The following is a 26051-nucleotide window of genomic DNA, read 5'->3' as shown; positions in this document are numbered from 1 at the left end:
TATTTTTCTGCTACACGGCCATTTGCTAACAACAACGCCTGAATAGACCCCAGTTTCCTAGACGGTTGCGTGCCTCATGAACCAGGCACTTTCATAAACTGCAGGTGGTTGATCTTCACAGGCACTGTGACGCCGTTTAGCATTATAAAACATCTCTACATAATCGAAGATATCCGCCTTCGCTTCTTCTCTATTTTTATAGATCCGTTTCTTTATGCGTTCTCGTTTTAGCAACTGAAAAAAGCTTTCAGCCACCGCGTTATCATGGCAATTACCTCGGCGACTCATGCTGCTTTTTAAATTGTGAGCGGTCATAAAATGCTGACATCTTTCGCTCGTATATTGCGAGCCCTGATCCGAATGGATTAGTACTTTTGCCGTTGGTTTACGTCGCCACACTGCCATCAACAACGCGTCCATCACCAGCTCTGCTGTCATTCGCCCCCCCATACTCCAGCCGATAACCCGACGCGAGAAAAGATCGAGAACAACGGCCAGATACAACCATCCCTCATGCGTTCTGATATAGGTCATGTCACTCACCCAATGCGTATTGGGGGTAGGAACAATGAACTGGCGTTCAAGGTAATTAGGGTTGGCAACTGATGTTTTTCCGCCGCCGTAATAGCGGCGTTTCCGATATCCGGTTTGAGAAGCCAACTCTGCAAGCCTCATTAGGCGCGCGATCCTGTTACGCCCAGCTCGCTCACCCAAGTCTTTCATGTCGAGCCAGATTTTTCGATAACCATAAACCGTACCACTTTCAAGCCACAGTTGTTTAATGAGGCCTGTTTGGCGCTCATCTTGCCTGGCGCGCAGAGATTGAGGCCGTTTTAGCCACTGGTAATAACCGCTGTAATGGAGGCCAAGAACCAGACACAACCGGCGTACCGCATAAAAGGTCGACATTTTTTTAATGAAGGCGTACTTCAGCCTGACGTTCTTGCAAAGTACGCGGCGGCCTTTTTTAAAATATCTCGCTCTTCAGTCACCCGCTTAAGTTCTTGCCTGAGGCGCTTTACTTCGTGCTGGAGGGCATCGTCCTGCTTGCGCTGTGGTTCGGGTTTTTGGTAACGCTTGATCCATGCGTAAAGGCTATTGGTGGAAACACCAAGTCGTGCCGCAACCTCAGAAACAGGGTATCCCTGCTCGTTAATCTGTTTTACAGCTTCAATTTTGAATTCTTCAGTGAACGTTTTGACTGACATAAACACTCCTTCATTAGGCCTCCATTATGAGGCAAAAAAGTGTCTACGAAACCCGGGTCTATTCATCCCTTAATTTGCGTACCACCTCACACGCAATTTATGGGATCGCTACAAAAAAGAAAAAAAGCTACGAGGATTCTCGATATAAAGACATATGGATAAGGCAAACCACAAGAAAGAAGAGCAAGATGTGCGAAAGGCATCGGGGAGTTAGCTTGTGTGGCTATTGCTGCGTAGCTTGTGTCATCTCATATCCAAAGTTTTATTGCCTATGGAGAAGTGAAAGCCAAGCATTAAATGCACTAAAAGCGATAGGCCTCTTTCAAGCATAATAATAATTTTATTAATTAGCGTTATGTTTTAGATCCTTTAATTCCCATGGTTTAATGTGACCTTCATCAAAAAACATGATTTATTTTAAACTGAAACGGCGGTCAAGATTTTTTGTTATCTTTATCACAAAACAAACCGACAATTTCAACGACTGTTTTGCAGTAACCATTTTGAACCACCATGGGTGATTAGGTAGACTGACTGCCTTCGATGCCCGAATATCGTTGTTGGCAGGCCACTAGCAACCTGAATTTTTCGCGCATCCTATCATTCAATATGGCCTTACTTTATGTTTCCGGGAGATATTTTGTCCGAATCTTGTCCATGTGGAAGTAGCTTGTATTACGGCCAGTGCTGTGAACCTTATATTCTTTCTGCAAAATACGCCACGGCACCCGGTATCCTAATGCGCTCTCGCTACAGCGCTTACGTGAAAGAAAATGTCGATTACCTGATTAATACCTGGCATCCGGATTGCCATGCAGAAGAATGGCGTGACAACATCCTTCAAGGCTTTATCGGTACCCGATGGAAAAGTCTGACGATCGTAACTGAAGCGCCAGGCAGACACCCTGATGAGGGATTCGTGGAATTTATTGCTCGTTTTTACGAGGGAGAAAATACGAACATTTCGGTATTACATGAACGTTCTCGCTTTCTTCGTTTAAATGAACACTGGTACTATATTGATGGAATCCGTCCTCAGGTTGGCAGAAACGATCCCTGCCCTTGCAGTTCAGGAAAAAAATATAAGAAATGTTGCGGATAATCGGCGCGTAAAACGCCATTAATTACGCAATATCATATTGATACACAACATAGAAAAACCTTCAGACAGGATTTACCAATGCCACATCAGAATATACAAAGAAAAGTGTTACGTACCATTTGTCCTGACGCGAAGGGGTTAATCGCCAAGATCACCAACATTTGCTACAAACACCAATTGAATATCGTACAAAACAATGAATTTGTTGACCACCTGACTGGTCGCTTTTTTATGCGTACCGAGCTGGAAGGTATTTTCAATGACACAACATTACTGGCTGATTTAGACGACGCTCTGCCTGAGGGGACAAACAGAGAACTTCATACTGCTGGGCGTCGCCGCATTGTCATCATGGTCACCAAAGAAGCTCACTGTCTTGGCGATTTGTTAATGAAAAGCGCATACGGTGGGCTGGATGTCGAAATTGCAGCGGTCATTGGCAACCATGATTCGTTGCAAAATTTGGTGGAACGTTTTGATATTCCTTTCCACCTAATCAGCCATGAAGGCCTAACTCGGGATCAGCACGATCAGCAACTTATCGCGCAAATTGATCAATACCAGCCTGACTATGTGGTCTTGGCCAAATATATGCGAGTACTGACTCCAGCCTTTGTGCAACATTATCCGTACCAGATTATCAATATTCATCATTCATTCCTGCCGGCGTTTATTGGTGCACGCCCATATCATCAAGCTTATGAACGCGGCGTGAAAATCATTGGTGCTACAGCTCACTATGTCAATGACAGTTTGGATGAAGGCCCTATCATTATGCAGGATGTTATTCACGTGGATCATTCATATACGGCAGAAGATATGATGCGTGCGGGTCGTGATGTTGAGAAAAACGTCTTGAGTCGCGCTCTTTACCGTGTTTTAGCGCAGCGTGTTTTTGTTTACGGAAATCGTACCGTCATTCTGTAACTGCTCAATAAATCGTTATTTTTTGTTTGAAGAAACACCTCTGCGAGCAAAAAAACGACAAACAAATCTTTTTTTTCAGATCAAGTCTTTACAGTGGCGTTTCATTTGATATGATGCGCCCCGCTTACCGAGACGCCGTCTCTAAGCAGTTAGGCCAGTGGTGGGGTTCCCGAGCGGCCAAAGGGAGCAGACTGTAAATCTGCCGTCATCGACTTCGAAGGTTCGAATCCTTCCCCCACCACCATCTTTCCTAAGACTCCAAATAATTTCAATAAGTCATTATCCCATCTGTAACCATAGGGGAAGGTGAGAACCTTCGGCAAGGTTCGCGCCGAGCGCAGCGAGACAACAACGCAGCGCGTTGGCCCGCAGGGTGAGGAACGCAGTGACGAATTATCCTTCCCCCACCACCATCTTTCCTAAGACTCTTGTTATCTCAATAAATCATTACCCCGCCCATTCTCATAAACTCATACCAATCCCAAACTTTACCCATTCTCACGATTCCCTTATTGTTAGTCCTAATAGGCAGATTAAAAAAACGTTTTCGGTTATAGACAAGTCAATCGCCAATGGTTATGCCATTTACGGTTGTCATGCAAGGCGAATAAAAGTAAAGCTTCAGAAGTGCTTCAGCTGTCAGAATAATTTTTCTCTTTATCTAGCATCTTATAAGAAACTCCCCCTGCGAGGAGTTGTATTAAAGGTGTTAATACATATTTTTTCAATTTCTTCCAGTTAGGCTAGTATCATTAATTTATTGTGTTAACAAAATCTATCAATCCGTTTAAAACACTAGAGTGAGATCTGGATTTATAGAAATAAAATTTATTATCGCCAAACTGATCTTTTAAATTAACAAAATCTAATTTATCGGATGTGTTAAATCCATCGATGATAGAGTCGGTGATACATACATATCTCCCTGAGTTAATAAATTTCAGACAGCAATTAAAATCATCAACCTGTCTAACACTGACTTTACCAACGTACTTTTTTACTTCTTCTTCTAATGACTTTATAAAATCACTTTTATACAATACGGGGTTACACAACCATATATTACTATGAAGAAGATTAATAATATCTGAACTTGTATTTATTATTTCTTTTCTGGCGTAGATACCAAATGTTGCATCACACACTTCTTTTATTAATGAAAATCTATCGCAAAGTATTTTTTCGGATGAGATGATTAGCGTATTCCCGTCAAAATCTGATATATCATCAACCGTTTCATGGTTAAACCTTATAATACTTGCATGGATATTATTTTTTTCTGCCGCTTCCCATATTTTCGTTAAGCTATCAACTTTACCCCAATCATAATATATATTTACAGCATTTGAAACATGACCCGTTAAATGTTTATTGGTAATATCTTTATCTTGTTGGTGCAGATTTTTAAGGTCGTTATACAGGATTTCACCATCATGAGTTAAACTCATGCCAAACTTCTCTCTCTTGAAAAGTTTCTTACCTATAATACTTTCAAAATCTTTAATTGATTTAGCTACCGGGGGAGTGGTTCGATTCATGACTCTGGCAGCCTTACTTAATGAACCATACTCAACAACGGCCATAAATGCCTCTAACTTTCGTGATAAAAACATAGTTCACTACCCCTTAATTTTTCCATTGAAAATACGATCGCAGCCGGTAAGTTAGAAAAAACCAATCTTTGGCATCCTGTGGCTCGATAGGATATTTGCATTAATTCCTTATATAACAACTATATATATTAAGATTAAATTAAAAGCAGCAACAATAAAAATTCACAACTAACGCTCCATAGAAACATTAAAAATATAATTTCCGCAGCATGAATCATAAGTAAAGCATGAATAGATTTAAATCATACATATTCCCAATACTCTATATTTTTTAACAAAAAACAATTATTAATACCATGACCATAGCCCATTATTTTTTATATCATCACTGATAAAACTTAGTTGATTGGTATCGAGTCTTACTGAAAAAATGCCAACTCATCGAATAAAAAATGATGAAATGCCACTTTACAATGGTATTTACGCAAAAAAATAAAATAATGGTATAGAGCATAGGCACATAATAAATAATTTTTGCTTATTTTTTTAAAATTATGGTAATTAATAGTAAAAAAAGAAAGAGAATAAGAAAGACGAATTGAATAAAAATCAACTAAGTTGTCACAATAAAAATTAACAGGTTTATATTTGCCTATTTTACTCATTACATATAAAGTCACCTAGTCACAAATGACCTATTAGCATCAGTGTAATAAATTCAAGGCGAACATTATAAAATAAATATAGCATAGGGTGGAACAGGTCATTACAAGAAGAATGGCCTTGTTATCTCTCGTAAAATAACGTTAATCGTATATCAATGGGCAGGTGAAGATGTATAGGATGATATCTGAAACTGGTTTTGAACTTATCATGTCGTTCGAATCCCTTAGTCTAGAGTCTTATCAGGATAGCAATGGAATCTGGAATATTGGCTATAGCCATTCAGATAATGTTATTCAAGGACAAAAAATTGAAGAACTGACCGCAATGTCATTGTTACAGTCCGATATTATGATATGTGAAGAATGTCTGAATAATATCGTTGCAGTACCCTTAAATCAAAATCAATTCGATGCGCTTGTTTCATTTTTATTCAATGTAGGAGTAGGTCATCCCGGTGTAAAAAGTGGTTTCCAATATTTGAAATCGGGTCAACCTTCTAATATGTTAATAAATATAAATAAAGGTAATTTCGTTGATGCAGCAGATGAGTTTTCATATTGGATCTACATGGGGTCAATACGTTCCCCTAGTTTAGTCAAGCGGCGAGAGAAAGAAATGAAGTTGTTTATGACGAAAGAAGCATAAAACGGAGCAGTATTAAGTCGTATTGAACACGTCTAATTTTTTAGCCATTAGACGTATGATCCCCCACTTTAACACGTCCCACTGTCATTACATTTTTGTTGAATATCTGCTACTATTCATCCACATTTTTATCAGGAAACGACGCTGGTTATGAAATTTGTCTCTTTTAATATCAATGGGCTACGAGCCCGTCCTCACCAATTAGCGGCGATCATCGAACAACACCAACCCGATGTCATTGGGTTACAAGAGACTAAAGTTCACGATGATATGTTCCCTCTCGAAGAAGTCAGTCAGCATGGTTACCACGTGTTCTATCACGGGCAAAAAGGCCATTATGGCGTTGCTTTACTGACAAAACAAAAGCCTCTGGCCGTTCGTCGCGGTTTTCCAACCGATGAAGAGGATGCACAGCGCAGAATCATCATGGCTGATCTAGCCACACCACAAGGGACATTAACCGTAATTAACGGTTATTTCCCTCAGGGGGAAAGTCGCGACCATCCGACCAAATTTCCCGCTAAAGCCCGTTTCTATCAGGATCTGCAAAACTATCTGGCACAGGAATTAACCCCAGAAGCGCAGGTTTTAATTATGGGTGATATTAATATCAGCCCAACGGATCGTGATATTGGTATCGGTGAAGATAATCGTAAACGTTGGTTGCGCACCGGTAAATGTTCGTTCTTGCCAGAAGAGCGCGAATGGCTGGAACGCCTACAAAACTGGGGATTGGTGGATACGTTCCGCGCCGCGAATCCTGATTGTGAAGATCGTTATTCCTGGTTCGATTACCGTTCCCGCGGTTTTGATGAAAACCGTGGCCTGCGTATTGATGTATTGATGGCAAGCAAGCCTTTGGCTGAACGTTGTATTGCAACCGGTATTGATTACGATATTCGCAGTATGGAAAAACCATCGGATCATGCGCCGGTGTGGTCGGAGTTCTCGCTGTAAAACAGCACGGGCTCAGACTGTTGACAAACTTCGGCCCTGCGCTCTCTGGTGGGGAAGATAAGCAGAAGAGTCTAAACGTCCACGCCAGGGATGGCGAGGGACGTCTACAAAAGCGGATTAACAACGACTTGACGATCTGCCTGTTTTCACCGCTGCGAGCACTTTGCCATTAACCTCATATCCGTGGCAACGCGGACTATTATTATTTTAATCGGATACCCCTCTCTCCATGAAGATCATCGATGTTGTCGCCGCGATTATTCAACGCCAAGATAAAATTCTGTTGGCTCAGCGAGGTGAGAACAGCGATCAAGCAGGTCTATGGGAGTTTCCTGGAGGAAAAGTTGACGTGGGAGAAAGTCAACCACAGGCGCTTCGACGAGAATTGGCCGAAGAACTGATGATCGAGGCAGATATTGGTCATTATATTGCCAGCCAGCAAAGTGACTTACCGTCACGCAGAATTTATTTACATGCCTGGCACGTAGCAGAATTCCGTGGTGAACCGCAAATACAGTGTCACTCGGCTATTATTTGGGTCACCCCGGAACAGGCGCGGCATTATCCATTGGCTCCAGCAGATATTCCGTTATTGGAGGCCTTTATTACTCAGCAGGCAAAACTGTCCACTAACGCGTCAGACGTTTCCAAATCAGCGGATTTGTTCCGACCACATTAGGATCACGGACACATTGTAAAATCTCACCTTCAACGCGTACTATCGCCCCCTCAGAGTAATTCTGATTCTGATAAATGCAACAACGGCTACAGTTATTATTATTTGTTCCACGCGTCCCAGCATTATTCCAAACCTCTGGTGGTAATGGTACGACTACATCAATATTGCCACCCGTCGTTAGGCGGTTTGCCGATACCACACTGCTGAATAACCCCGCCAGCACGACACAACCCAGCAAGATACTTTTTTTCATAATTAACTCTCCTTGGATTTTACGCTGGCTTTTTTACGTTTTTTAGCCGGTATGGTTGGCGTCGCAGGTAAACCGCGAAACGCTTGCGGGATACGATTCTGTTTCGCCTGACTGATTAAGTTTTGTAGCGTTGAGACTAGCGGCTGCATAAAATCCTGATAGCGGCAGTTTTTTTCGCTGATTTGGGTCAGCGTTGACTCCCAGTGCGCCGTCATATCAGGGCGAGCAGCAATATCCGGCAAAGCATGAATTAATGCACGTCCCGCTGGGGTGGCATGAATATAGCGGCCTTTTTTGAACAAAAATGTCCTTTTGAACAATAACTCAATAATACCGGCGCGCGTAGCCTCGGTACCTAATCCGTCCGTGGCACGTAATACTTTTTTCAGTTCTTTATCTTGTACGAAACGTGCAATGCCCGTCATTGCCGATAATAAACTGGCATCGGTAAATGGCCGTGGCGGCTGAGTTTGCCGCTCCACTACTTCACCTTTTTCGCACAGTAATTCGTCACCTTCTGCGACGACCGGCAGTGGAGAGCCTTCATTCTCTTCATCCCTTTCTTTGCTGCCTAGCAGGGTTCGCCAACCTGCCTCAGCCAGGAAACGTGCTTTGGCAATGAATTTTCCACCCGCAATGTCCAGTTCGATCACACACTTGCGGAATTGGGCATCTGGGCAGAATTGCATGAGATATTGTGTCGCCACCAAGGTGTAAATTTTGGCTTCATCTTGCGTCAGATTGACTTTACTCGATCGTGCAGTGGGAATGATGGCGTGATGGGCATCCACTTTTTTATCATCCCAGCAACGATTTCGTCGATCGCTATCCATCACCGTGGGCGGTTGTAAGTCGGGTAAGTGAGTAGCAATCGCATTCAATACCGTATGGCGCCCAGCAAAATGCTCCTCTGGCAGATAACGACTATCGGAACGAGGATAGGTAATTAATTTATGGGTTTCATATAATCGCTGACACACATCCAGCACTTGTTGCGCGCTGAGGCCAAAACGTTTGGCCGCTTCGATTTGCAGCGTTGACAATGAAAAAGGCAGCGGTGCGGTTTCTGATTCCCGTTTATCATTATAGGAGGTGACCTGAGCCGGCTGGCCAGTAATCCGCTTAACCACATGCTCAGCCAACGGACGATGCAATAAGCGCCCTTCTTCATCCTGATAGGATTCGCAGGAATCACTAGGCTGCCAAAGCGCGATAAAACGCTCTTCCAGTGGAGTAACAATATGTGCTTTTACTTCGAAGAAATCCTTTGGTACGAAGTCTTCAATTTCTTCATCCCGCCGCACCACCAGCCCCAAAACCGGAGTTTGAACCCGGCCAACGGAGAGTACACCGTCATATCCTGCATTTCGTCCCAGAATGGTATAGGCTCGAGTCATATTGATGCCATAAAGCCAATCTGCTCTAGATCGGGCTAAAGCCGACACGCAAAGTGGGATAAACTCTTTGTTGTCTCGCAGCCGCGCAACTGCGCGTTCCACGGCCTGGGGATTTAAGTCATTGATTAGACAACGGCGGACATGTTGACGTTTCTCCGGAGCCAGTGCCAAATAATCCAGGACTTCGTCCACCAGCAATTGCCCTTCTCGATCCGGGTCACCCGCATGAATAACGCTATCCGCCTGCTGCAACAACTGTTTAATCACATTTAGCTGCTTGCTAACCGATGGTCGGGGTTTTAGCTGCCATTTTTCAGGAATAATGGGTAAGTCAGCCAAAGACCAGCGGGCATAGCGGTTGTCATAAGCATCGGGCTGCGCCTGTTCTAGCAAATGCCCGACACACCAAGTGACAACATACTCGTGACCACAGGCAATAAAGCCATCGCCGCGTTTATGAGGTTTCGGCAGAATATCGGCAATAGCGCGAGCCAGGCTAGGTTTTTCGGCAATAAACAGTTGCATTATTGGCCCTGAAAAAACGTCGGTAACATCGGTAACAAAGAAAAAATCATTCTACAATCTCGATTAATGCGCGATCGGCGCAGGCCGCCGTCAACTCACCTATGGAGCTAAGCTGCATGCCGTGACGTTCGGCAATGCCCTGAACTTCATCCACTGAATCCGGTAATACCGCGAGCAGTAAACCACCGGAGGTTTGAGGATCGCATAATAGTTTTCTTTGTAAATCAGACAGTTCTCCAATCAGATGTCCGTAGCTGTCAAAGTTGCGCTGAGTACCGCCCGGTACGCAGCCTTCGGCAATATACTCTTCCACTGCGGGCAGTTTAGGAATGGCGGAGAAATGTAACGTTGCCTGTACGCCGGAACCCTGACAAATCTCGCTCAGGTGCCCCAACAGACCAAACCCCGTCACATCCGTCATCGCAGTCACGCCCTGGATATGGGCGAAATCCGCGCCGGATTTATTCAACTGGCACATCGTTTCGGTAGCAACACCATAATGTTCTGGTCGCAGCTTACTTTTCTTCTCCGCCGTGGTCAGCACGCCAATCCCCAACGGTTTGGTCAGAAACAGTTGACAACCTGCCTGCGCCGCACTGTTTTTCTTCACCTGTTCGGTACTGACGACTCCGGTGACAGCCAAGCCGAATATCGGTTCTGGCGCATCGATGGAGTGCCCTCCGGCTAACGAAATCCCAGCCTGCTCGCACACCTGACGCCCACCTTCAATCACCCGACGAGCGACTTCTGGTGCCAGTTTGTCAATCGGCCAACCGAGGATGGCAATGGCCATAATGGGTTTTCCTCCCATGGCATACACGTCGCTGATGGCATTGGTGGCAGCGATACGACCAAAATCGAAAGGATCGTCAACGATCGGCATAAAAAAGTCGGTAGTACTGATAATACCGACACCATTACCGATATCGTATACCGCCGCGTCATCCCGAGTTTCATTGCCGACCAACAACCGTGGATCAAGAAACTTCTGTTGCTCAGTATGCAAAATGGTTTCCAGCACTTTCGGGGAGATTTTACATCCACATCCGGCACCATGACTGTATTGGGTAAGACGTATTGCTGGCAATGTCATCGATCACTTCCCTCGGTTAACCATCATCTGACTAATTAGTACTGATTATGATAGGCAAAGAACCTAGCACCTATGGTAGCGCTTACGGAGAGAATTGATAAGTCGCACTGCCGGTTCAGCAGTTAGCCTGCTCACAAAGCAGACGGAAAAGCAGCTTATCCACAATCTTTGACCTAAGCTGCATCAAGAAAAGTTTAAAAGTGGCTAACGAAGATGTCGATATCCGGCGGCGTCACTTTACCGGATCCTTTTAATTGCGGCGTGCCCAGATAAAGGAATCCAACAATTTCGTCCTGTTCGCGACAAGCAAAACCTTCACGAATGACCGGATGATGTGTCCAGGAGCCAGTGCGCCAGATACCGTTGAAACCTTGTGCCAATGCCGCCATTTGCATCGCCTGCACCGCACAACCAGCAGAAACGACCTGCTCCCAATGGGGTACTTTCGGATTTTCCGTTACATGGGCAATAACGGTAATGATCAACGGGGCGCGGAAAGGTGCCATTTTGGCTTTTTCCAATACCGTTTCATCGGCACCATCATGTCGTACCGCTTTTTGCAATAATTCGCTGAAACGCTCCAACCCGGCATTTTCAATGAGCACAAAACGCCAAGGCTGTAACGCCCCGTGATCCGGTGCCCGCAAACCAGCATGAATAATGTTTTTCAGTGCACTTCCCGTTGGCGCAGGTGCAGCCAAACGGGACGCAGAGCGGCGGTTAAGTAATAAATCTAACGCATCCATTATCTTCTCCTGATAACGATTTTCATTTTCAGCACGGTAACATAAATCATGGATTTGTTACCAGCTTGACCAATACGCGTCACTGTCTGATTATTTAATACTGACTTTTTATTTGTAGGTCATTAGGATACCCCCACTTGCTCGAATTTGTTGGAGATAACATGCGCACGTTGTGGCGAATTATTACTGGTTTTTTCAAGTGGACCTGGCGTCTGCTTAACTTTGTTAGAGAGTTTATTCTTAATCTTTTCCTGATCTTCTTAATTGCTATCGGTGTCGGTATCTACCTGCTGGTACAGAGCAAACCAGTGGAACCGGTAAAAGGCGCATTACTGGTCAACCTGAGCGGTATCGTGGTCGATACACCAGCGGTAAATAATAAAGTGATGCAATTTACCCGAGAGCTGTTGGGCGCATCCAGCAATCGTTTACAGGAAAATTCCCTGTTCGATGTGGTTGAAACTATTCGTCAGGCAAAAACCGATAAAAACATCAGTGGCATGGTTTTATCATTGAGTGATTTTTCCGGTGCTGATCAACCTTCACTGCAATATATTGGTAAAGCGTTACGGGAATTCCGTGACAGCGGCAAGCCCATTTTTGCCGTTGGCGACAGCTATAATCAACAGCAATATTATCTGGCCAGTTTTGCCAATAAGATCTATTTGTCTCCACAGGGGACGATTGACCTGAAAGGCTTTGCCAGCAATAACCTCTACTACAAATCCTTATTGGAAAAACTGAAAGTCACCACGAATATTTTCCGCGTCGGTACCTATAAGTCAGCTGTCGAACCCATGATTCGTGATGATATGTCGCCAGCCGCCCGTGAGGCAGATAGTCGCTGGATTGGTGGATTGTGGCAAAATTATCTGACTGCCGTTGCAGCCAACCGTCAACTCTCGCCGGAACAATTATTCCCCGGTGCGGCAAATATCATTAGTGGCCTACAGGCCGTCGGTGGTGACACTGGCAAATATGCCCTTGAACATAAATTGGTCGACCAGTTAGCTACGCGCCCTGCCGTTGAGGCTGAGCTGATTAAAACCTTCGGTTGGAATAAGCGCAGTAACGACTATAACGCCATCAGTATTTATGACTATCGACCCGTACCGGCGGTGCAGCAAGGTGAGGAAATTGCCGTCATCTTTATCAATGGTGCCATTATGGATGGACCGCAAACGCCAGGCAGTGTCGGTGGCGACAATACGGCTGCACAAATTCGTGAAGCCCGTCTGAACCCCAAGATCAAAGCCGTGGTGTTGCGCGTTAATAGCCCTGGTGGCAGCGTCAGTGCCTCTGAGTTAATTCGCTCCGAATTAGTCGCCTTACGAGCAGCTAACAAGCCGTTGGTCGTTTCTATGGGTGGGATGGCTGCATCGGGTGGTTACTGGGTTTCAACTCCAGCCAATTATATTATTGCCAGCCCAAGCACACTGACCGGTTCTATCGGTATATTCGGTGTGATCAATACCTATCAGGACTCACTGGAAACCCTCGGTGTACATACTGATGGCGTTGCCACCTCACCGCTGGCTGACGTGTCTGTAACGAAAAATCTACCGCCAGAGTTCTCGCAAATCATGCAAATCAGCATTGAGAACGGTTATAAAAACTTTGTTGATTTGGTGGCTACATCGCGTCACAAAACACCAGAACAAGTCGACGAAATCGCACAGGGTCACGTTTGGCTGGGTCTTGATGCCAAAAATAATGGTCTAGTCGATCAATTGGGCGACTTCGATGACGCGGTGAAAAAAGCCGCCGAACTGGCTAAATTGAAAACTTATCAGATTAACTGGTTTGTCGATCAACCCAACTTTGCCGATCTGATTCTCGGCCAAATGACCGCGTCAGTACATGCCATGCTGCCATCGGTGCTTCAGGCATGGTTGCCGGCTCCGGTTACCACATTGGCAATGGCAGTCAAAGATCAACCAGGCTTCTTTACTAACCTTAATGATCCACAGAATCGTTATGCTCTGTGCCTGAATTGTGGTGATGTACGCTGATAATCCACACAAATAATAGATAAATATCCCGCCCGGCACCCGTCGGGCTTTTTTTATTCGTCCGGCACCCTATAATTCAGCCATCTCATTCTGCGGTATCTTTCCTATGCAAAAGAAATCCATCTACGTTGCCTACACTGGCGGCACTATTGGTATGCAACGTTCTGATCAGGGCTATATTCCCGTTTCCGGTCATTTACAGCGGCAACTGGCGCTAATGCCGGAATTCCATCGCCCTGAAATGCCCGATTTCACTATCCATGAATACGCGCCACTGATTGACTCATCGGATATGACGCCAGAAGACTGGCAGCATATCGCCAATGATATTAAGAAGAATTACGATCTGTACGATGGTTTTGTCATCCTGCATGGCACCGACACCATGGCGTTTACCGCTTCGGCACTGTCGTTTATGTTGGAGAATCTGGCTAAACCGGTCATCGTGACCGGTTCGCAAATCCCGTTAGCGGAGTTACGTTCAGACGGGCAAACCAACCTGTTGAATTCATTGTATCTGGCGGCTAACTATCCGGTTAACGAAGTGACCCTGTTCTTTAATAACAAGCTATTCCGTGGAAACCGCACCACCAAAGCCCACGCCGATGGCTTTGATGCTTTTGCTTCCCCGAATCTTTCCGTACTGCTGGAAGCCGGTATACATATTCGTCGGGTAACCTCGGTGCCGTCGCCCGTCTGTCATGGTGCGCTGATTGTACATAACATTACACCGCAGCCGATCGGGGTCGTGACGATTTATCCGGGTATTTCTGGCGCTGTGGTGCGTAATTTTCTGCTACAGCCGGTGAAAGCACTGATTCTGCGCTCTTACGGTGTCGGTAATGCGCCACAAAAACCCGAACTGTTGGATGAACTGAAACACGCCAGCGAACGTGGCATAGTGGTAGTGAATCTGACCCAATGTATTTCTGGTCGGGTCAATATGGATGGTTACGCTACGGGTAACGCCTTGGCTCATGCCGGTGTAATCAGTGGTTTTGATATGACCGTTGAGGCAGCACTGACCAAACTGCATTATCTATTGAGCCAACCGCTGAATGCCGAACAAATCCGCCAGCTTATGCAACAAAACCTGCGTGGTGAATTAACCGACGTCAGTTAACACTTAGGAGAGTGAATGAAAACCGCCCTGCTATTGATCGATTTACAGAATGACTTTTGCCCCGCAGGCGCACTGCCGGTTAGCGAGGGAGATAAAACCATTCAAGTCGCCAATCAGGCTATCGCCCTGTGCCAGTTACGTAATATTAGCGTTATTGCCAGTCAGGATTGGCATCCGCCTGAGCATCGGAGCTTTGCCATTAATTCTCAGGCACAACCAGGGACGCTGGGCGAGCTAAACGGATTACCGCAGGTATGGTGGCCGGTACACTGTGTTCAGTACCAACCAGGCGCAGAATTTCACCCACAGCTAAACCGTCGGGCAATTGAACAAGTGTTCCGAAAAGGGCAAGACCCTGAGATTGATAGCTACAGTGCATTTTTTGATAACGGCCGACGGGCAAAAACGGCACTGGATAACTGGCTGAAAAACCAAGGTATTGGTCGTTTGGTGATCATGGGGTTGGCAACTGACTATTGTGTCAAATATAGCGTGTTGGACGCATTGGCGTTGGGTTATAAAACTTTGGTGGTGACAGACGGTTGTCGTGGCGTCAATTTACAACCACAGGACAGTGAACTGGCGTTAGCCTCAATGCGGGAAGCGGGTGCCGAACTGATAGACTTAGCACAACTTAGCGAGAAGCTTGATTCTACCGAATAATACACGATGGGATACCACGAAAACCGAGCTAATTAGCTCGGTTTAACGGTAATAACAACCTGCTCGCCACGCTGAGAACGGGCAAAATGTCACAACGCCATCAATGCGCCCTTATCGGCTCGAATCGCGCCATCTTGACGCAAACCTGCTCGGCCACCTCACTGGCGATGGCGTCGTCGAGGTGGGCCAATCGCCTGATTTTTATTAACTCGCGATAAAGCGTTATTGCGCTTTGATCTTAATCAACGGCTGTTTGGCAAACTGCTGTTTGAGCTGTTGTTTGCTCTTCATCACAATCTGGCCGTCAGTGCCAATACTCATATGCTGGGCATCGGTGTTATGACGTGCCTGCCACAGCATTACCATTTGCAGGCTGTTTTCTTTTTGTTCCGGCGTCAGAGCAATGCCATCTGGCCATTTGCCCAGTTCTACTGCCTGAGACAATCGCTGATAGATTTCCGGCGTCATAGCGGCGATCAGATCATCAAGCTTCATGTGAGCATCCTCGGATAAATGAATAATTAGCTGAATCGTTTTTTCTGAAAATTAACGCTTTATCATCACTGATTAACCGGCCACCTGATCGCCATTTTCATCATCAACAAAGTTTAACGATGCGGAATTAACACAATAACGTTCCCCGGTCGGCTGCGGGCCATCAGGGAAAACGTGGCCGAGATGGGCATCACAGTACCCACAACGAATTTCCACCCGATGCATATTATGAGAATAATCATCAATATAACGAATAGAATCAGCGTCGATCGGCTCATAAAAACTTGGCCAACCGCAGCCCGAATCAAACTTTGAGTCGGAGATAAATAACGGCTGTTGGCAACACAGGCACTGATAGACTCCGGCGCGCTTATTATGTAGCAATTTTCCGGAGAATGGCGCTTCAGTCCCATGGTTCTGCGTAACATGCCGCTGAATATCAGTCAGTTGATCAAGAGGTTCTGTCGGTTTTTGTTCTTTAGCCATTTGTGCGGTTCTCTGACAAGGAATAAAGTCAACGAAAACAATAGCTAATAATAACAAAAAATTAACAACAAAACAGCAGGTTTTAGCCTAAACTCTATGCGATTCCGGTTTGAAGAATGCAATTGTGATAAAACTCGCACATTTTGCATTTTTCGGCTTTAAACTGATCTATTCGCCCCAATATAGAAATGTGGCCAATCGTTTCAGGAATGTGTAATTAATGTGCAAATCAGCCGGTCGGGTTTGATTTGTAGCAAGAATTGACACGATTCCGCTTGACGCTAGGTGTGGTTTTTGTAATTTTACAACCAACCTTTTATTCACTAACAAATAGCTGGTGGAATATATGACTATCAAAGTAGGTATCAACGGTTTTGGCCGTATCGGTCGCATTGTTTTCCGTGCTGCTCAAGAGCGTTCTGACATCGAAATCGTTGCAATCAACGATCTGTTGGATGCGGAATACATGGCATACATGCTGAAGTACGACTCAACTCATGGTCGTTTCGACGGTACTGTAGAAGTGAAAGACGGCCATCTGGTTGTGAACGGTAAAACCATCCGTGTTACCGCAGAGAGAGATCCGGCTAACCTGAAGTGGAACGAAGTCAAGGTTGACGTTGTTGCTGAAGCAACTGGCCTGTTCCTGACTGACGAAACTGCTCGTAAGCACATCGCTGCTGGCGCGAAAAAAGTGGTTCTGACTGGTCCTTCTAAAGACGATACTCCTATGTTCGTGATGGGTGTTAACCACAAGTCTTATGCTGGCCAGGAAATCGTTTCTAACGCTTCTTGCACCACTAACTGCCTGGCACCACTGGCTAAAGTCATCAACGACAAGTTCGGTATCGTTGAAGCACTGATGACCACTGTGCATGCAACTACCGCTACTCAGAAAACTGTTGATGGCCCGTCTCACAAAGACTGGCGCGGCGGCCGCGGCGCATCTCAGAACATCATCCCATCTTCTACCGGTGCGGCTAAAGCTGTAGGTAAAGTTATCCCAGAACTGAACGGTAAACTGACAGGTATGGCGTTCCGCGTCCCTACCCCTAACGTTTCCGTCGTTGACCTGACTGCTCGTCTGGAAAAACCAGCTTCTTACAAAGAAATCTGTGCTGCAATCAAAGCAGCTTCAGAAGGTGAGCTGAAAGGTGTTCTGGGCTACACCGAAGATGACGTTGTTTCTACCGATTTCAACGGCGAAAAACTGACCTCAGTATTCGATGCCAAAGCGGGTATCGCGCTGAATGACAACTTTGTGAAACTGGTTTCTTGGTACGATAACGAAACTGGCTACTCAAATAAAGTTCTGGATCTGATCTCCCACATCTCCAAGTAATGGATTGATGTAGAAATCAGTAAAAACCGCCTCCGGGCGGTTTTTTTATTTCTGCAATAAACCTTACTGGACCTTTTCTAATCAGAAAATTTGCGCAATATCAATGATTAGTCTGCTATGCATGAGCCTGACATGAAAACGCAATTGCTTGTGATATTATCAAGCATCTGAGGTTCAACAGATCACTGCCCCACTTCTATAAAGGCCAAACTAATGAACGAGAAAGTATTTGCTCTGCCTGTTGTCGAACAAATCTCCCCTTATATTAGCCAGCGTCAATTAGACGATCTCCCGGTGGTGGTGGTCGCACACCCGAAAGTAAAAGCAGCCATAGCCCTACAAGGTGCCCACCTGTTAGCCTGGCAGCCAGGCAGTGAACAACCCATTATCTGGCTGAGCAACAACACACCGTTTAAAGCAGGCATCGCCATTCGCGGCGGCATTCCTATTTGTTGGCCTTGGTTTGGCCCAACGGCTCAACCGTCACACGGTTTTGCCCGTATTTTGCCGTGGACACTCAGTGCCCATGATGAAAACGACAACGGCGTAATGCTCACGTTCACCCTTAAAGACAGTGATGAATCCCGTCAATACTGGCCACACGCTTTTACCCTGATTGCTCGCTTCAAACTGGGTGAAGAATGTGAAATGGAGCTGGAATCCCACGGTGATTATCAGGCGGCGGCCGCACTGCATACCTATTTCCAAATCGGTGATATCAGCCAGATTAAAATTAGCGGCTTAGGTGAAAAATACATCGATAAGGTACTGAAAGTGAGCGATGCCACTCAAACTGGCGATTTGGTATTTAACGGCCAGACCGATCGGGTTTACACCCAACCGCAAGCCTGCAGTCTCATTAAAGATGCTGCGTTGCAACGTACGATTGAAGTCCATCATCGTCATCAGAGTGACGTTGTCGCTTGGAATCCTGGTTCTGAGTTATCTTGCAGCATGGTCGATATGCCGAATGATGGCTATAAGACGATGGTTTGTGTTGAAACTGCGCGCGTCAGCAAACCACTGGTTGCTGCAATCGATGCTCCTGCACACCTCTCCATGACCCTTCGCAGCCACAAAAACGCTTAAACGGTATCACTCACTGCACCAAGACAAAAATGGGGCTTTACGCCCCATCAGATTGCTGACATACCTTGATCTTGCAATCTCTGGTGTAAAAGACAGAGTGAAGAGTCAAATGTCCGCGCCACAAATGGCGCGGTTCGCGTCGATAAGAATAAGTTGATGGGATCTTGACGATCGGTCTTTTTTCACCGCCGCCCCAACACCATCCGTTAAACAAATCGCTATGCCGCTAGTTTGCCAATTTCTTATTATTGGGTAATAACACAGGATCGGAAGGTAAGCGTTCAAAATCCACCATATCCGAACCATTAAATACTTTAATGATTTTATTCGGTGTATGGCTAAAGAACTTATCTTGCGACTTCATTCCTTTTTCAGTTATCCCTGTCCATTCGGCAAATGCGTTAATAAACTGAAATCCTGATCGGGGAAGATTAACATATTCTCTTTTATTATCATCACTAGAAATAATAATAAGTGGTGATTCATAATTCTCTTTGTGTTCTGAACCATGAACCAAAAAGTCATGTTTTCTCGTTAGGCCATGATCTGATAAATAGATTAATGAATAAGATTCGGCTTTATCATTCAACATACTTACCACCTGCTGAATAAACTTATCCGCTACCGTATAGGTTGCAAGATAGCATGACATATCGCGGTTATTCTCAAAATATTCTGGCGGATTTTGATCTTCTAATCTTGCGCAAAAACCAGCATGGGATCCCATTAAATGTAAAACAAATAACCGGGTTTTCACATGGTCTTGTTGAACTTTTTGTTTTAGCACAGGTAATAATGCCATGTCATTTATATTACTAGAAGCATAATCCCCATGCTTGGTAAAATAAGTATAGTGGCTTTTGGCTGCTATTCTGGAGACAGATGAATCAAACTCACCAAAGCGACCTTGATTAGAGAGCCAATAAGTTTCCATATTGGCCATATTGGCCAGGGTGATAATGTTATCAGGTTTACTGAAGTCCTTCCCACTGGTTCGCGACAGGATCCGAGAGAGAGCCAATGCGGTGTTCGGTGCGGTAGTAACATAACCGTCCCAAAAAACACCGTTAGTGTGACTTAAAAAAGGCATGGTCTCCACAGGATAACCATAGACTGGCATATAATCCTTGCGCATACTTTCCCCAATAATCAGCACGTAATTTTGGTATTTCCCTTTAACCTCTTCAACCTGCCAAGATGGCAGTATATAGCTACCATTAGTCATATCATTTTTATCTTTCAGGTAATCTTGATAGGAATGATACATAGAGTAGTAGAATTTGATTATTTTTATTTTTTCAATACCCGCACTATGATATTTCAGCAGTGAAATTGCGGTTATTATAACAATAAATATATAACGCCATTTTTTTGATGTTGCGTTTTTCTTCCAGAAAAAATGATTCAAGATAAAGAAAGAAGAAATAATCAGCAATGAACCCAATAAAAGCCAGATAGGCAATGATTGAGTAAACTCCATTGACTCTCTAACATTCGTTTCGAATAAAGAGGCAGTAATCCCTAAATCAGGCGGGCCATAAAAATACCCTATAGGGAAGTATAATGTAAAGGTTATAAATAGTGGCAGCAGAATGAAATATCGTGAAATGATATTTATTGATAGTAACTTTATCATCAGAGATATTATTATAATATCTGCTGACCTTAGGTTATACCCTAGCCCTAATACAATTAGTGAAGCGCATAATACGGTGATTAAGAATTCAACAATGTTCCTGGTCATACAAAAAAATCCATCTTATTAATTAAATATAATTATAATATTTCCCTAATATCGGCGGCATGATACCAAACAATCCCGTACGACAGCAAATAATATGGCTGTTTTAACAAAAAATGCTGAATCTCTGCCATTATTCACTTTTAGTTACAAATAAATAAATGCAATCAGACTGTAGATGAGACTGTTTTGATGGAAAAAAGGAGGGAACTATGATTCAACCTATCGCTAGATACTGTAATCTCACTACTGACTAACCTCTAGTCTACGATTCTAGTGAGGAAGACAGGGTAAAAGGTCAAGCGTCCGCGCCAGCCAGAGATAGCACGGAACGAGTCGACAAGGACGTATTGACGGCATTTTTACGTTCTACCGGTCACTTCACCGCTGCAACCACTTTGTCATAACTTTAGGGGCCTGACTGGCCCCTGTTTTGACATTAGAAGGTGTAAGTGACGCCAGTCCAGACTAAACCTGTATAGGATTTATCAACCATTGGACTGTTTTTGACCTCATCAGCCAGATGAATGTATCGCCCCATAAAGAACGCATTCCAGCTGGCGTTAATTTGATAATTGGCCGACAACTCGAAGTAAGGTGACCAGCTATCACCCGGCTCATAGGTGTTCAGTGTACTACGAGCAGATTCGCTTGCCGTCACACCATAATAGTATTTATTTTGGTTTTTACTGTTCCAAGCGGCACCAACCCCTGGCGTCAAGCGCCAATCACCAAGCTGGAACCGATACAGATAAGTCAGATCAGCAATCAGACCATTGCTGTTATCCAAAGTATCGCCGGAAATCGAAGTACGAATAATCCCCCAATCCGCAGTGTGCGCATATGACGCTCCTGCCATCAGGGTACTACGGCGCTTATCCAACTGCTTCATACGCCAGTCATCGCTGTCGCCAGGTTTGAAATTCAGCGGCAGGAAGTAAGCATCCAAACTTAGGCGATTGCTATCATCTTTCCACAGATAGTAACCGGTGGCGAGCGTGCGGAAGTAGAAATTATCACCTTCATAATTAATCACAGGGACCGGGTATACCCGATCTTGCTTACCACGGTAGGGTTCCGGGCTCACTAATGCTGACGCCCCTAAAGACCAAGTTCCGGCATGTGCCGCAGAAACACTACTAATGGCGATGGCTATAGCAGCCAACGTTTTAAGTTTAAAGGTTTTCACTGATTTTCTATTCCATATGTAAACAAATAATAAGCTACATTATTGTAAATCAACCACGCAAAATTTGCTAAATCTTTACATAACTCACAATAACTACGATGATTTTTAAGGTAAATCTTAGTGGTATGACGCGCTCATAAGATGCGATAAAGAGCCATTATTTCTTTATCTAGTCCAAATGTTGTATATAAAACCTTACAATAAATATGACTTTCTCATTACCATGCTGTTTTTCATCAGGCTAACGGTGATCAGTATGGCGTCATTATCCCGGCCTTGACCCAGTCTGAAACTCTGGGAGCGAACCCGCGTTTACAACTACCAGAGTCGGTTTATATCAATTTACCGAATGAATTATAGCGCAAGCAATTATCAACCACCGATGTAGATAAGGAAAAATTATCAGGGTTTAATTACACTGGCTGATTGGCATTTTTACAATATAAAAACCTGTAAATAAACATTTCACACCAAAAAATAAAAATAATTCAGCGTAAAATTTCGAGAACAATGCTTTTCCTGCCAGCAGAATGGCTAATCTATCGTCATAGCCAACTTGACCTTTAGAACAGACGCGACCATAACAATAAGGTAGTAGTTTCAAAATTTTAACCCAATAAAGCCCTACTACTTTTTTATGTTCCCAACCATTCAAACAGGACGGGCATGCTATGAACATATTTGATCACTATCGCCAGCGCTATGAAGCGGCCAAGGACGAAGAGTTCACACTTCAGGAGTTTCTTACTATCTGTCAACAGGATCGCAGTGCCTATGCCAATGCAGCAGAACGCCTGTTGATGGCTATCGGTAATCCTGTCATGGTCGACACAGCTCTCGATTCACGCATGTCTCGGCTATTCTCCAATCGGGTCATTGCCCGTTATCCTGCATTTGAAGAATTTTATGGTATGGAAGATGCCATAGAACAAATCGTTTCTTACCTGAAACATGCCGCCCAAGGGCTGGAAGAGAAGAAACAGATCCTCTATTTATTAGGTCCAGTTGGCGGCGGGAAATCCTCATTAGCTGAACGGTTAAAAGCCTTGATGCAGCGTGTTCCTATCTATGTGCTCAGTGCCAATGGTGAGCGTAGTCCGGTAAACGACCATCCGTTATGCCTGTTTAATCCACAGGAAGACGCAACCATTCTGGCAAAAGAATATAATATTCCACCCCGCTACCTCGGCACTATCATGTCGCCGTGGGCGGCAAAACGTCTGCATGAGTTTGGTGGTGATATCACCAAATTCAAGGTAGTTAAAGTCTGGCCATCCATCCTTGAACAAATTGCCATTGCTAAAACCGAACCCGGTGATGAAAATAATCAGGATATTTCCGCGTTGGTTGGCAAAGTGGATATCCGTAAGTTGGAAAATCACGCGCAAAACGATCCCGATGCCTATGGTTATTCCGGTGCATTATGCCGTGCTAACCAGGGGATTATGGAGTTCGTCGAAATGTTCAAAGCACCAATCAAAGTGCTGCATCCATTACTGACTGCGACTCAGGAAGGGAACTATAACGGAACGGAAGGTATCTCTGCCCTGCCATTCAACGGGATTATTCTGGCGCACTCCAATGAATCCGAATGGGTGACATTCAGAAATAACAAAAATAACGAAGCGTTCCTCGACCGAGTGTATATCGTCAAAGTGCCGTACTGCCTACGGGTTTCCGAAGAAATCAAGATTTACGATAAATTGTTAGAAAATAGTGAGTTAACTCATGCACCTTGTGCGCCGGGAACGCTGGAAACACTGGCTCGTTTTACCGTATTGTCGCGGCTGAAAGAGCCGGAAAATTCCAGCACCTACTCAAAAATGCGGGTATATGATGGCGAAAGCCTGAAAGATACGGATCCAAAGGCCAAGTCATATCAGGAATATCGTGATTATGCTGGTGTGGACGAAGGCATGAACGGTCTTTCGACCCGCTTTGCCTTTAAAATTTTGTCACGCGTGTTTAACTTCGACCATGCCGAAGTCGCGGCCAACCCAGTTCATCTGTTTTATGTATTAGAACAGCAGATCGAGCGGGAACAATTCCAACAAGACGTTGCCGAGAAATATCTTGAGCATCTGAAAGGCTATCTGATTCCAAAATACGCCGAGTTTATTGGTAAAGAGATTCAAACCGCCTATCTGGAGTCTTATTCCGAATACGGTCAGAATATTTTTGACCGCTATGTTATTTATGCCGATTTCTGGATTCAGGATCAAGAATACCGCGATCCAGATACCGGTCAGTTATTTGATCGCGAAGCCCTGAATGCTGAACTGGAGAAAATAGAGAAGCCTGCTGGGATCAGCAACCCGAAAGATTTCCGTAACGAAATTGTCAATTTTGTTCTACGAGCTCGTGCCAATAATAATGGCCGGAATCCTAACTGGACCAGCTATGAGAAATTACGCACGGTTATCGAGAAAAAAATGTTCTCAAATACCGAAGAGTTACTGCCAGTCATCTCTTTTAATGCAAAAACTTCAACGGATGAGCAGAAAAAACATGATGACTTTGTCGACCGGATGATGGAGAAAGGTTATACCCGTAAACAAGTTCGCTTGTTGTGTGAATGGTATCTGCGGGTAAGAAAATCTTCATAACCCGTTTGCCGATTTACTGCGGCATAGCAGGTATAGACCCGATAGTTTCCCGCAGTCACCACGAGTGCGAGGAAGATAAAGGGTATCCCCAATAGATTTCGGGTTACGGCGAGTGGGCAACGTAACTCACCCCGGTCACCCAATCCACCAAGGTGATCGGGGTGAATACAGGTCGCCAGCGCGGCAGCAACCGGAAAGATAAAGGGCAAGGTCGTTCGGGGGATATATGGGCTATTTCATTGACAGGCGACTTAACGGCAAAAATAAAAGTACGGTCAATCGCCAGCGCTTTTTACGCCGTTATAAGGCACAGATTAAACAGTCGATCACCGAAGCCATCAACAAACGGTCAGTGACCGATGTCGACAGCGGAGAATCGGTTTCAATCCCGATAGACGATATCAACGAACCCATGTTTCATCAGGGTCGCGGCGGAACACGCCATCGGGTGCATCCAGGTAATGATCATTTTATTACCAATGATCGTGTAGAACGCCAACAAAGTGGCGGCGGTTCAGGTAGCGGTCAGGGCAATGCTGGGCAAGATGGCGCTGGCGAAGACGAATTTGTGTTTCAAATATCCAAAGATGAATATCTGGATCTGCTATTTGAAGATCTCGCCCTACCGAATCTGAAAAAAAACCAGTACAAACAACTGACCGAGTTTAAAACTCATCGGGCAGGTTATACCGCCAATGGCGTTCCAGCCAATATCAGCGTGGTTCGTTCGCTACAAAACTCATTGGCACGGCGCACCGCAATGACCGCTGGGAAACGGCGGCTAATGCATGAGTTAGAAGAAACGCTGGCGTTACTGGAGAAGTCCGAACCGGCTCAACTGCTGGAAGAAGAGCGCTTAAAAAAGGACATTGCCGAATTACGACAAAAAATCGAACGTGTTCCGTTTATCGATACCTTTGATTTACGTTATCGAAACTATGAACGTCGCCCAGAACCATCCAGCCAGGCAGTCATGTTCTGCCTAATGGACGTATCCGGTTCGATGGATCAGGCCACCAAAGACATGGCCAAACGTTTTTACATTCTGCTCTACTTATTCCTGAGCCGAACATATAAAAACGTGGATGTCGTGTATATTCGCCACCATACCCAAGCCAAAGAAGTGGACGAACAGGAATTTTTCTATTCACAGGAAACGGGGGGCACTATTGTTTCCAGCGCTCTGAAATTGATGGATGAAGTTATTCAGCAACGCTACGATCCCGCACAGTGGAATATTTATGCTGCCCAAGCATCTGATGGTGATAACTGGGCCGATGACTCACCATTATGTCGGGAAATTCTGGCGAAAAAACTGTTACCTATGGTGCGTTATTATAGCTACATAGAAATCACCCGGCGGGCGCATCAAACTCTATGGCGTGAATATGAAGCTTTACAGGCTCAGTTTGATAATTTTGCCATGCAACATATCCGCGATCCGGAAGATATTTATCCGGTATTCCGCGAGCTATTTCGCCGGCAAACTGTGGAAAATTAATTCTCCTGCCTAATAAAAAACCGACTGATGTTAGTCGGTTTTTAGTGGGTTCT

General features: G+C 44.8%; 23 protein-coding genes, 1 tRNA gene and 1 other RNA gene. 14 read left to right on the top strand and 11 right to left on the bottom strand.

The annotated features are described in order from the left end of the window. Nucleotides 1-57: 57 nt before the first annotated feature. Nucleotides 58-1208, bottom strand: a protein-coding gene (locus DJ39_RS10900; RefSeq protein ID WP_087931031.1) for an IS3 family transposase whose coding sequence is annotated in 2 segments (ribosomal slippage) — nucleotides 58-971 and nucleotides 971-1208 — 1152 coding nt in all. Because the reading frame shifts where the segments join, the coding sequence is not laid out codon by codon here. Nucleotides 1209-1848: 640 nt separating this feature from the next. Here DJ39_RS10900 and DJ39_RS10890 point away from each other — a divergent pair. The 4 genes from DJ39_RS10890 (at nucleotide 1849) to DJ39_RS17480 (ending at nucleotide 3650) form a co-directional block, all read left to right on the top strand. Continuing rightward, nucleotides 1849-2310, top strand: a complete 462-nt coding sequence (locus DJ39_RS10890; protein WP_038251743.1) for a YchJ family protein — start codon at nucleotides 1849-1851, stop codon at nucleotides 2308-2310. Nucleotides 2311-2388: 78 nt separating this feature from the next. Beyond that, complete coding sequence (purU, locus tag DJ39_RS10885) at nucleotides 2389-3237, top strand: formyltetrahydrofolate deformylase (protein ID WP_004719891.1); 849 nt, start codon at nucleotides 2389-2391, stop codon at nucleotides 3235-3237. A 159-nt stretch (nucleotides 3238-3396) separates the two neighbouring features. Continuing rightward, nucleotides 3397-3481: transfer RNA gene (locus tag DJ39_RS10880), tRNA-Tyr, on the top strand. Nucleotides 3482-3523: 42 nt separating this feature from the next. Then, a non-coding RNA gene (locus tag DJ39_RS17480) (RtT sRNA) lies at nucleotides 3524-3650 on the top strand. A 339-nt stretch (nucleotides 3651-3989) separates the two neighbouring features. Here the strand turns inward: DJ39_RS17480 and DJ39_RS10875 are convergent. Beyond that, complete coding sequence (locus DJ39_RS10875) at nucleotides 3990-4850, bottom strand: LysR family transcriptional regulator (RefSeq protein ID WP_004719889.1); 861 nt, start codon at nucleotides 4848-4850, stop codon at nucleotides 3990-3992. A 783-nt stretch (nucleotides 4851-5633) separates the two neighbouring features. On the opposite strand from DJ39_RS10875, the gene DJ39_RS10870 reads away from it, so the two are divergent. From DJ39_RS10870 to DJ39_RS10860, 3 genes are all read left to right on the top strand, one after another. After that, nucleotides 5634-6101 (top strand): lysozyme, encoded by a 468-nt coding sequence (locus DJ39_RS10870; RefSeq protein ID WP_230596572.1) that lies wholly within the window; start codon nucleotides 5634-5636, stop codon nucleotides 6099-6101. Nucleotides 6102-6251: 150 nt separating this feature from the next. After that, nucleotides 6252-7058, top strand: a complete 807-nt coding sequence (xthA, locus tag DJ39_RS10865) for an exodeoxyribonuclease III (protein WP_004719883.1) — start codon at nucleotides 6252-6254, stop codon at nucleotides 7056-7058. 235 nt (nucleotides 7059-7293) lie between these two features. Continuing rightward, complete coding sequence (locus DJ39_RS10860) at nucleotides 7294-7737, top strand: pyrimidine (deoxy)nucleoside triphosphate diphosphatase (protein WP_080547534.1); 444 nt, start codon at nucleotides 7294-7296, stop codon at nucleotides 7735-7737. Here the strand turns inward: DJ39_RS10860 and DJ39_RS10855 are convergent. The 4 genes from DJ39_RS10855 to DJ39_RS10840 all read right to left on the bottom strand — a co-directional run bounded on the left by DJ39_RS10855 (nucleotide 7688) and on the right by DJ39_RS10840 (nucleotide 11751). Then, entirely contained in the window at nucleotides 7688-7990 is a 303-nt protein-coding gene (locus tag DJ39_RS10855) for a DUF1496 domain-containing protein (protein WP_038242461.1), read from the bottom strand. The two genes, DJ39_RS10860 and DJ39_RS10855, sit on opposite strands and share 50 nt — an antisense overlap. A gap of 2 nt (nucleotides 7991-7992) precedes the next feature. Further along, the gene (locus DJ39_RS10850) at nucleotides 7993-9912 is read right to left on the bottom strand and encodes a DNA topoisomerase III (RefSeq protein ID WP_004719880.1); all 1920 of its coding nucleotides are present in this window, start codon (nucleotides 9910-9912) and stop codon (nucleotides 7993-7995) included. Between the two features lie 46 nt (nucleotides 9913-9958). Further along, entirely contained in the window at nucleotides 9959-11005 is a 1047-nt protein-coding gene (gene selD / locus DJ39_RS10845) for a selenide, water dikinase SelD (protein ID WP_004719878.1), read from the bottom strand. Nucleotides 11006-11199: 194 nt separating this feature from the next. Next, nucleotides 11200-11751, bottom strand: a complete 552-nt coding sequence (locus DJ39_RS10840) for an NAD(P)H nitroreductase (protein ID WP_004719876.1) — start codon at nucleotides 11749-11751, stop codon at nucleotides 11200-11202. A gap of 161 nt (nucleotides 11752-11912) precedes the next feature. Here DJ39_RS10840 and sppA point away from each other — a divergent pair, with 161 nt between their 5' ends. The 3 genes from sppA to pncA all read left to right on the top strand — a co-directional run bounded on the left by sppA (nucleotide 11913) and on the right by pncA (nucleotide 15549). Beyond that, nucleotides 11913-13763, top strand: a complete 1851-nt coding sequence (sppA, locus tag DJ39_RS10835; protein WP_004719874.1) for a signal peptide peptidase SppA — start codon at nucleotides 11913-11915, stop codon at nucleotides 13761-13763. A 106-nt stretch (nucleotides 13764-13869) separates the two neighbouring features. Further along, on the top strand, nucleotides 13870-14886 hold the full coding sequence (ansA, locus tag DJ39_RS10830) for an asparaginase (RefSeq protein WP_004719872.1): 1017 nt from the start codon (nucleotides 13870-13872) through the stop codon (nucleotides 14884-14886). Between the two features lie 15 nt (nucleotides 14887-14901). Continuing rightward, the gene (pncA, locus tag DJ39_RS10825) at nucleotides 14902-15549 is read left to right on the top strand and encodes a bifunctional nicotinamidase/pyrazinamidase (RefSeq protein WP_004719870.1); all 648 of its coding nucleotides are present in this window, start codon (nucleotides 14902-14904) and stop codon (nucleotides 15547-15549) included. A 222-nt stretch (nucleotides 15550-15771) separates the two neighbouring features. Here the strand turns inward: pncA and DJ39_RS10820 are convergent, their stop codons facing one another. Next, a complete protein-coding gene (locus tag DJ39_RS10820) occupies nucleotides 15772-16044 on the bottom strand; it encodes a YeaC family protein (protein ID WP_004719869.1) in 273 nt (90 codons plus the stop codon). Nucleotides 16045-16116: 72 nt separating this feature from the next. Then, nucleotides 16117-16530, bottom strand: coding sequence for a peptide-methionine (R)-S-oxide reductase MsrB (gene msrB, locus DJ39_RS10815; protein ID WP_004719867.1), 414 nt, complete (start codon nucleotides 16528-16530; stop codon nucleotides 16117-16119). Nucleotides 16531-16876: 346 nt separating this feature from the next. Between msrB and gapA the strand changes: the two genes are divergently transcribed. Next, entirely contained in the window at nucleotides 16877-17872 is a 996-nt protein-coding gene (gene gapA / locus DJ39_RS10810) for a glyceraldehyde-3-phosphate dehydrogenase (protein ID WP_038242457.1), read from the top strand. 213 nt (nucleotides 17873-18085) lie between these two features. Beyond that, a complete protein-coding gene (locus DJ39_RS10805; protein WP_004719863.1) occupies nucleotides 18086-18961 on the top strand; it encodes a D-hexose-6-phosphate mutarotase in 876 nt (291 codons plus the stop codon). A 226-nt stretch (nucleotides 18962-19187) separates the two neighbouring features. Here the strand turns inward: DJ39_RS10805 and DJ39_RS10800 are convergent, their stop codons facing one another. The 3 genes from DJ39_RS10800 to DJ39_RS17935 all read right to left on the bottom strand — a co-directional run bounded on the left by DJ39_RS10800 (nucleotide 19188) and on the right by DJ39_RS17935 (nucleotide 22546). Further along, nucleotides 19188-20441 carry a phosphoethanolamine transferase family protein gene (locus tag DJ39_RS10800; protein ID WP_004719861.1) on the bottom strand — a complete coding sequence of 418 codons (1254 nt, stop codon included), beginning with the start codon at nucleotides 20439-20441 and terminating at the stop codon, nucleotides 19188-19190. A gap of 700 nt (nucleotides 20442-21141) precedes the next feature. After that, nucleotides 21142-21891 (bottom strand): MipA/OmpV family protein, encoded by a 750-nt coding sequence (locus DJ39_RS10795; protein WP_004719859.1) that lies wholly within the window; start codon nucleotides 21889-21891, stop codon nucleotides 21142-21144. Between the two features lie 409 nt (nucleotides 21892-22300). Beyond that, a complete protein-coding gene (locus DJ39_RS17935; RefSeq protein ID WP_038242449.1) occupies nucleotides 22301-22546 on the bottom strand; it encodes a hypothetical protein in 246 nt (81 codons plus the stop codon). Between the two features lie 16 nt (nucleotides 22547-22562). On the opposite strand from DJ39_RS17935, the gene yeaG reads away from it, so the two are divergent. Next, nucleotides 22563-24497 carry a protein kinase YeaG gene (gene yeaG / locus DJ39_RS10785; protein WP_004719855.1) on the top strand — a complete coding sequence of 645 codons (1935 nt, stop codon included), beginning with the start codon at nucleotides 22563-22565 and terminating at the stop codon, nucleotides 24495-24497. A 226-nt stretch (nucleotides 24498-24723) separates the two neighbouring features. Then, entirely contained in the window at nucleotides 24724-25998 is a 1275-nt protein-coding gene (locus DJ39_RS10780) for a YeaH/YhbH family protein (protein ID WP_004719853.1), read from the top strand. The last annotated feature ends 53 nt before the right edge of the window (nucleotides 25999-26051 follow it).

Origin of the sequence: Yersinia ruckeri ATCC 29473 (assembly GCF_000754815.1) — a bacterium.
In the GTDB taxonomy this organism is placed as follows: Bacteria; Pseudomonadota; Gammaproteobacteria; order Enterobacterales; family Enterobacteriaceae; genus Yersinia; species Yersinia ruckeri.
The sequence above is the reverse complement of the archived record's forward strand: the minus strand, read 5'-3'. Positions and strand labels throughout refer to the sequence as shown.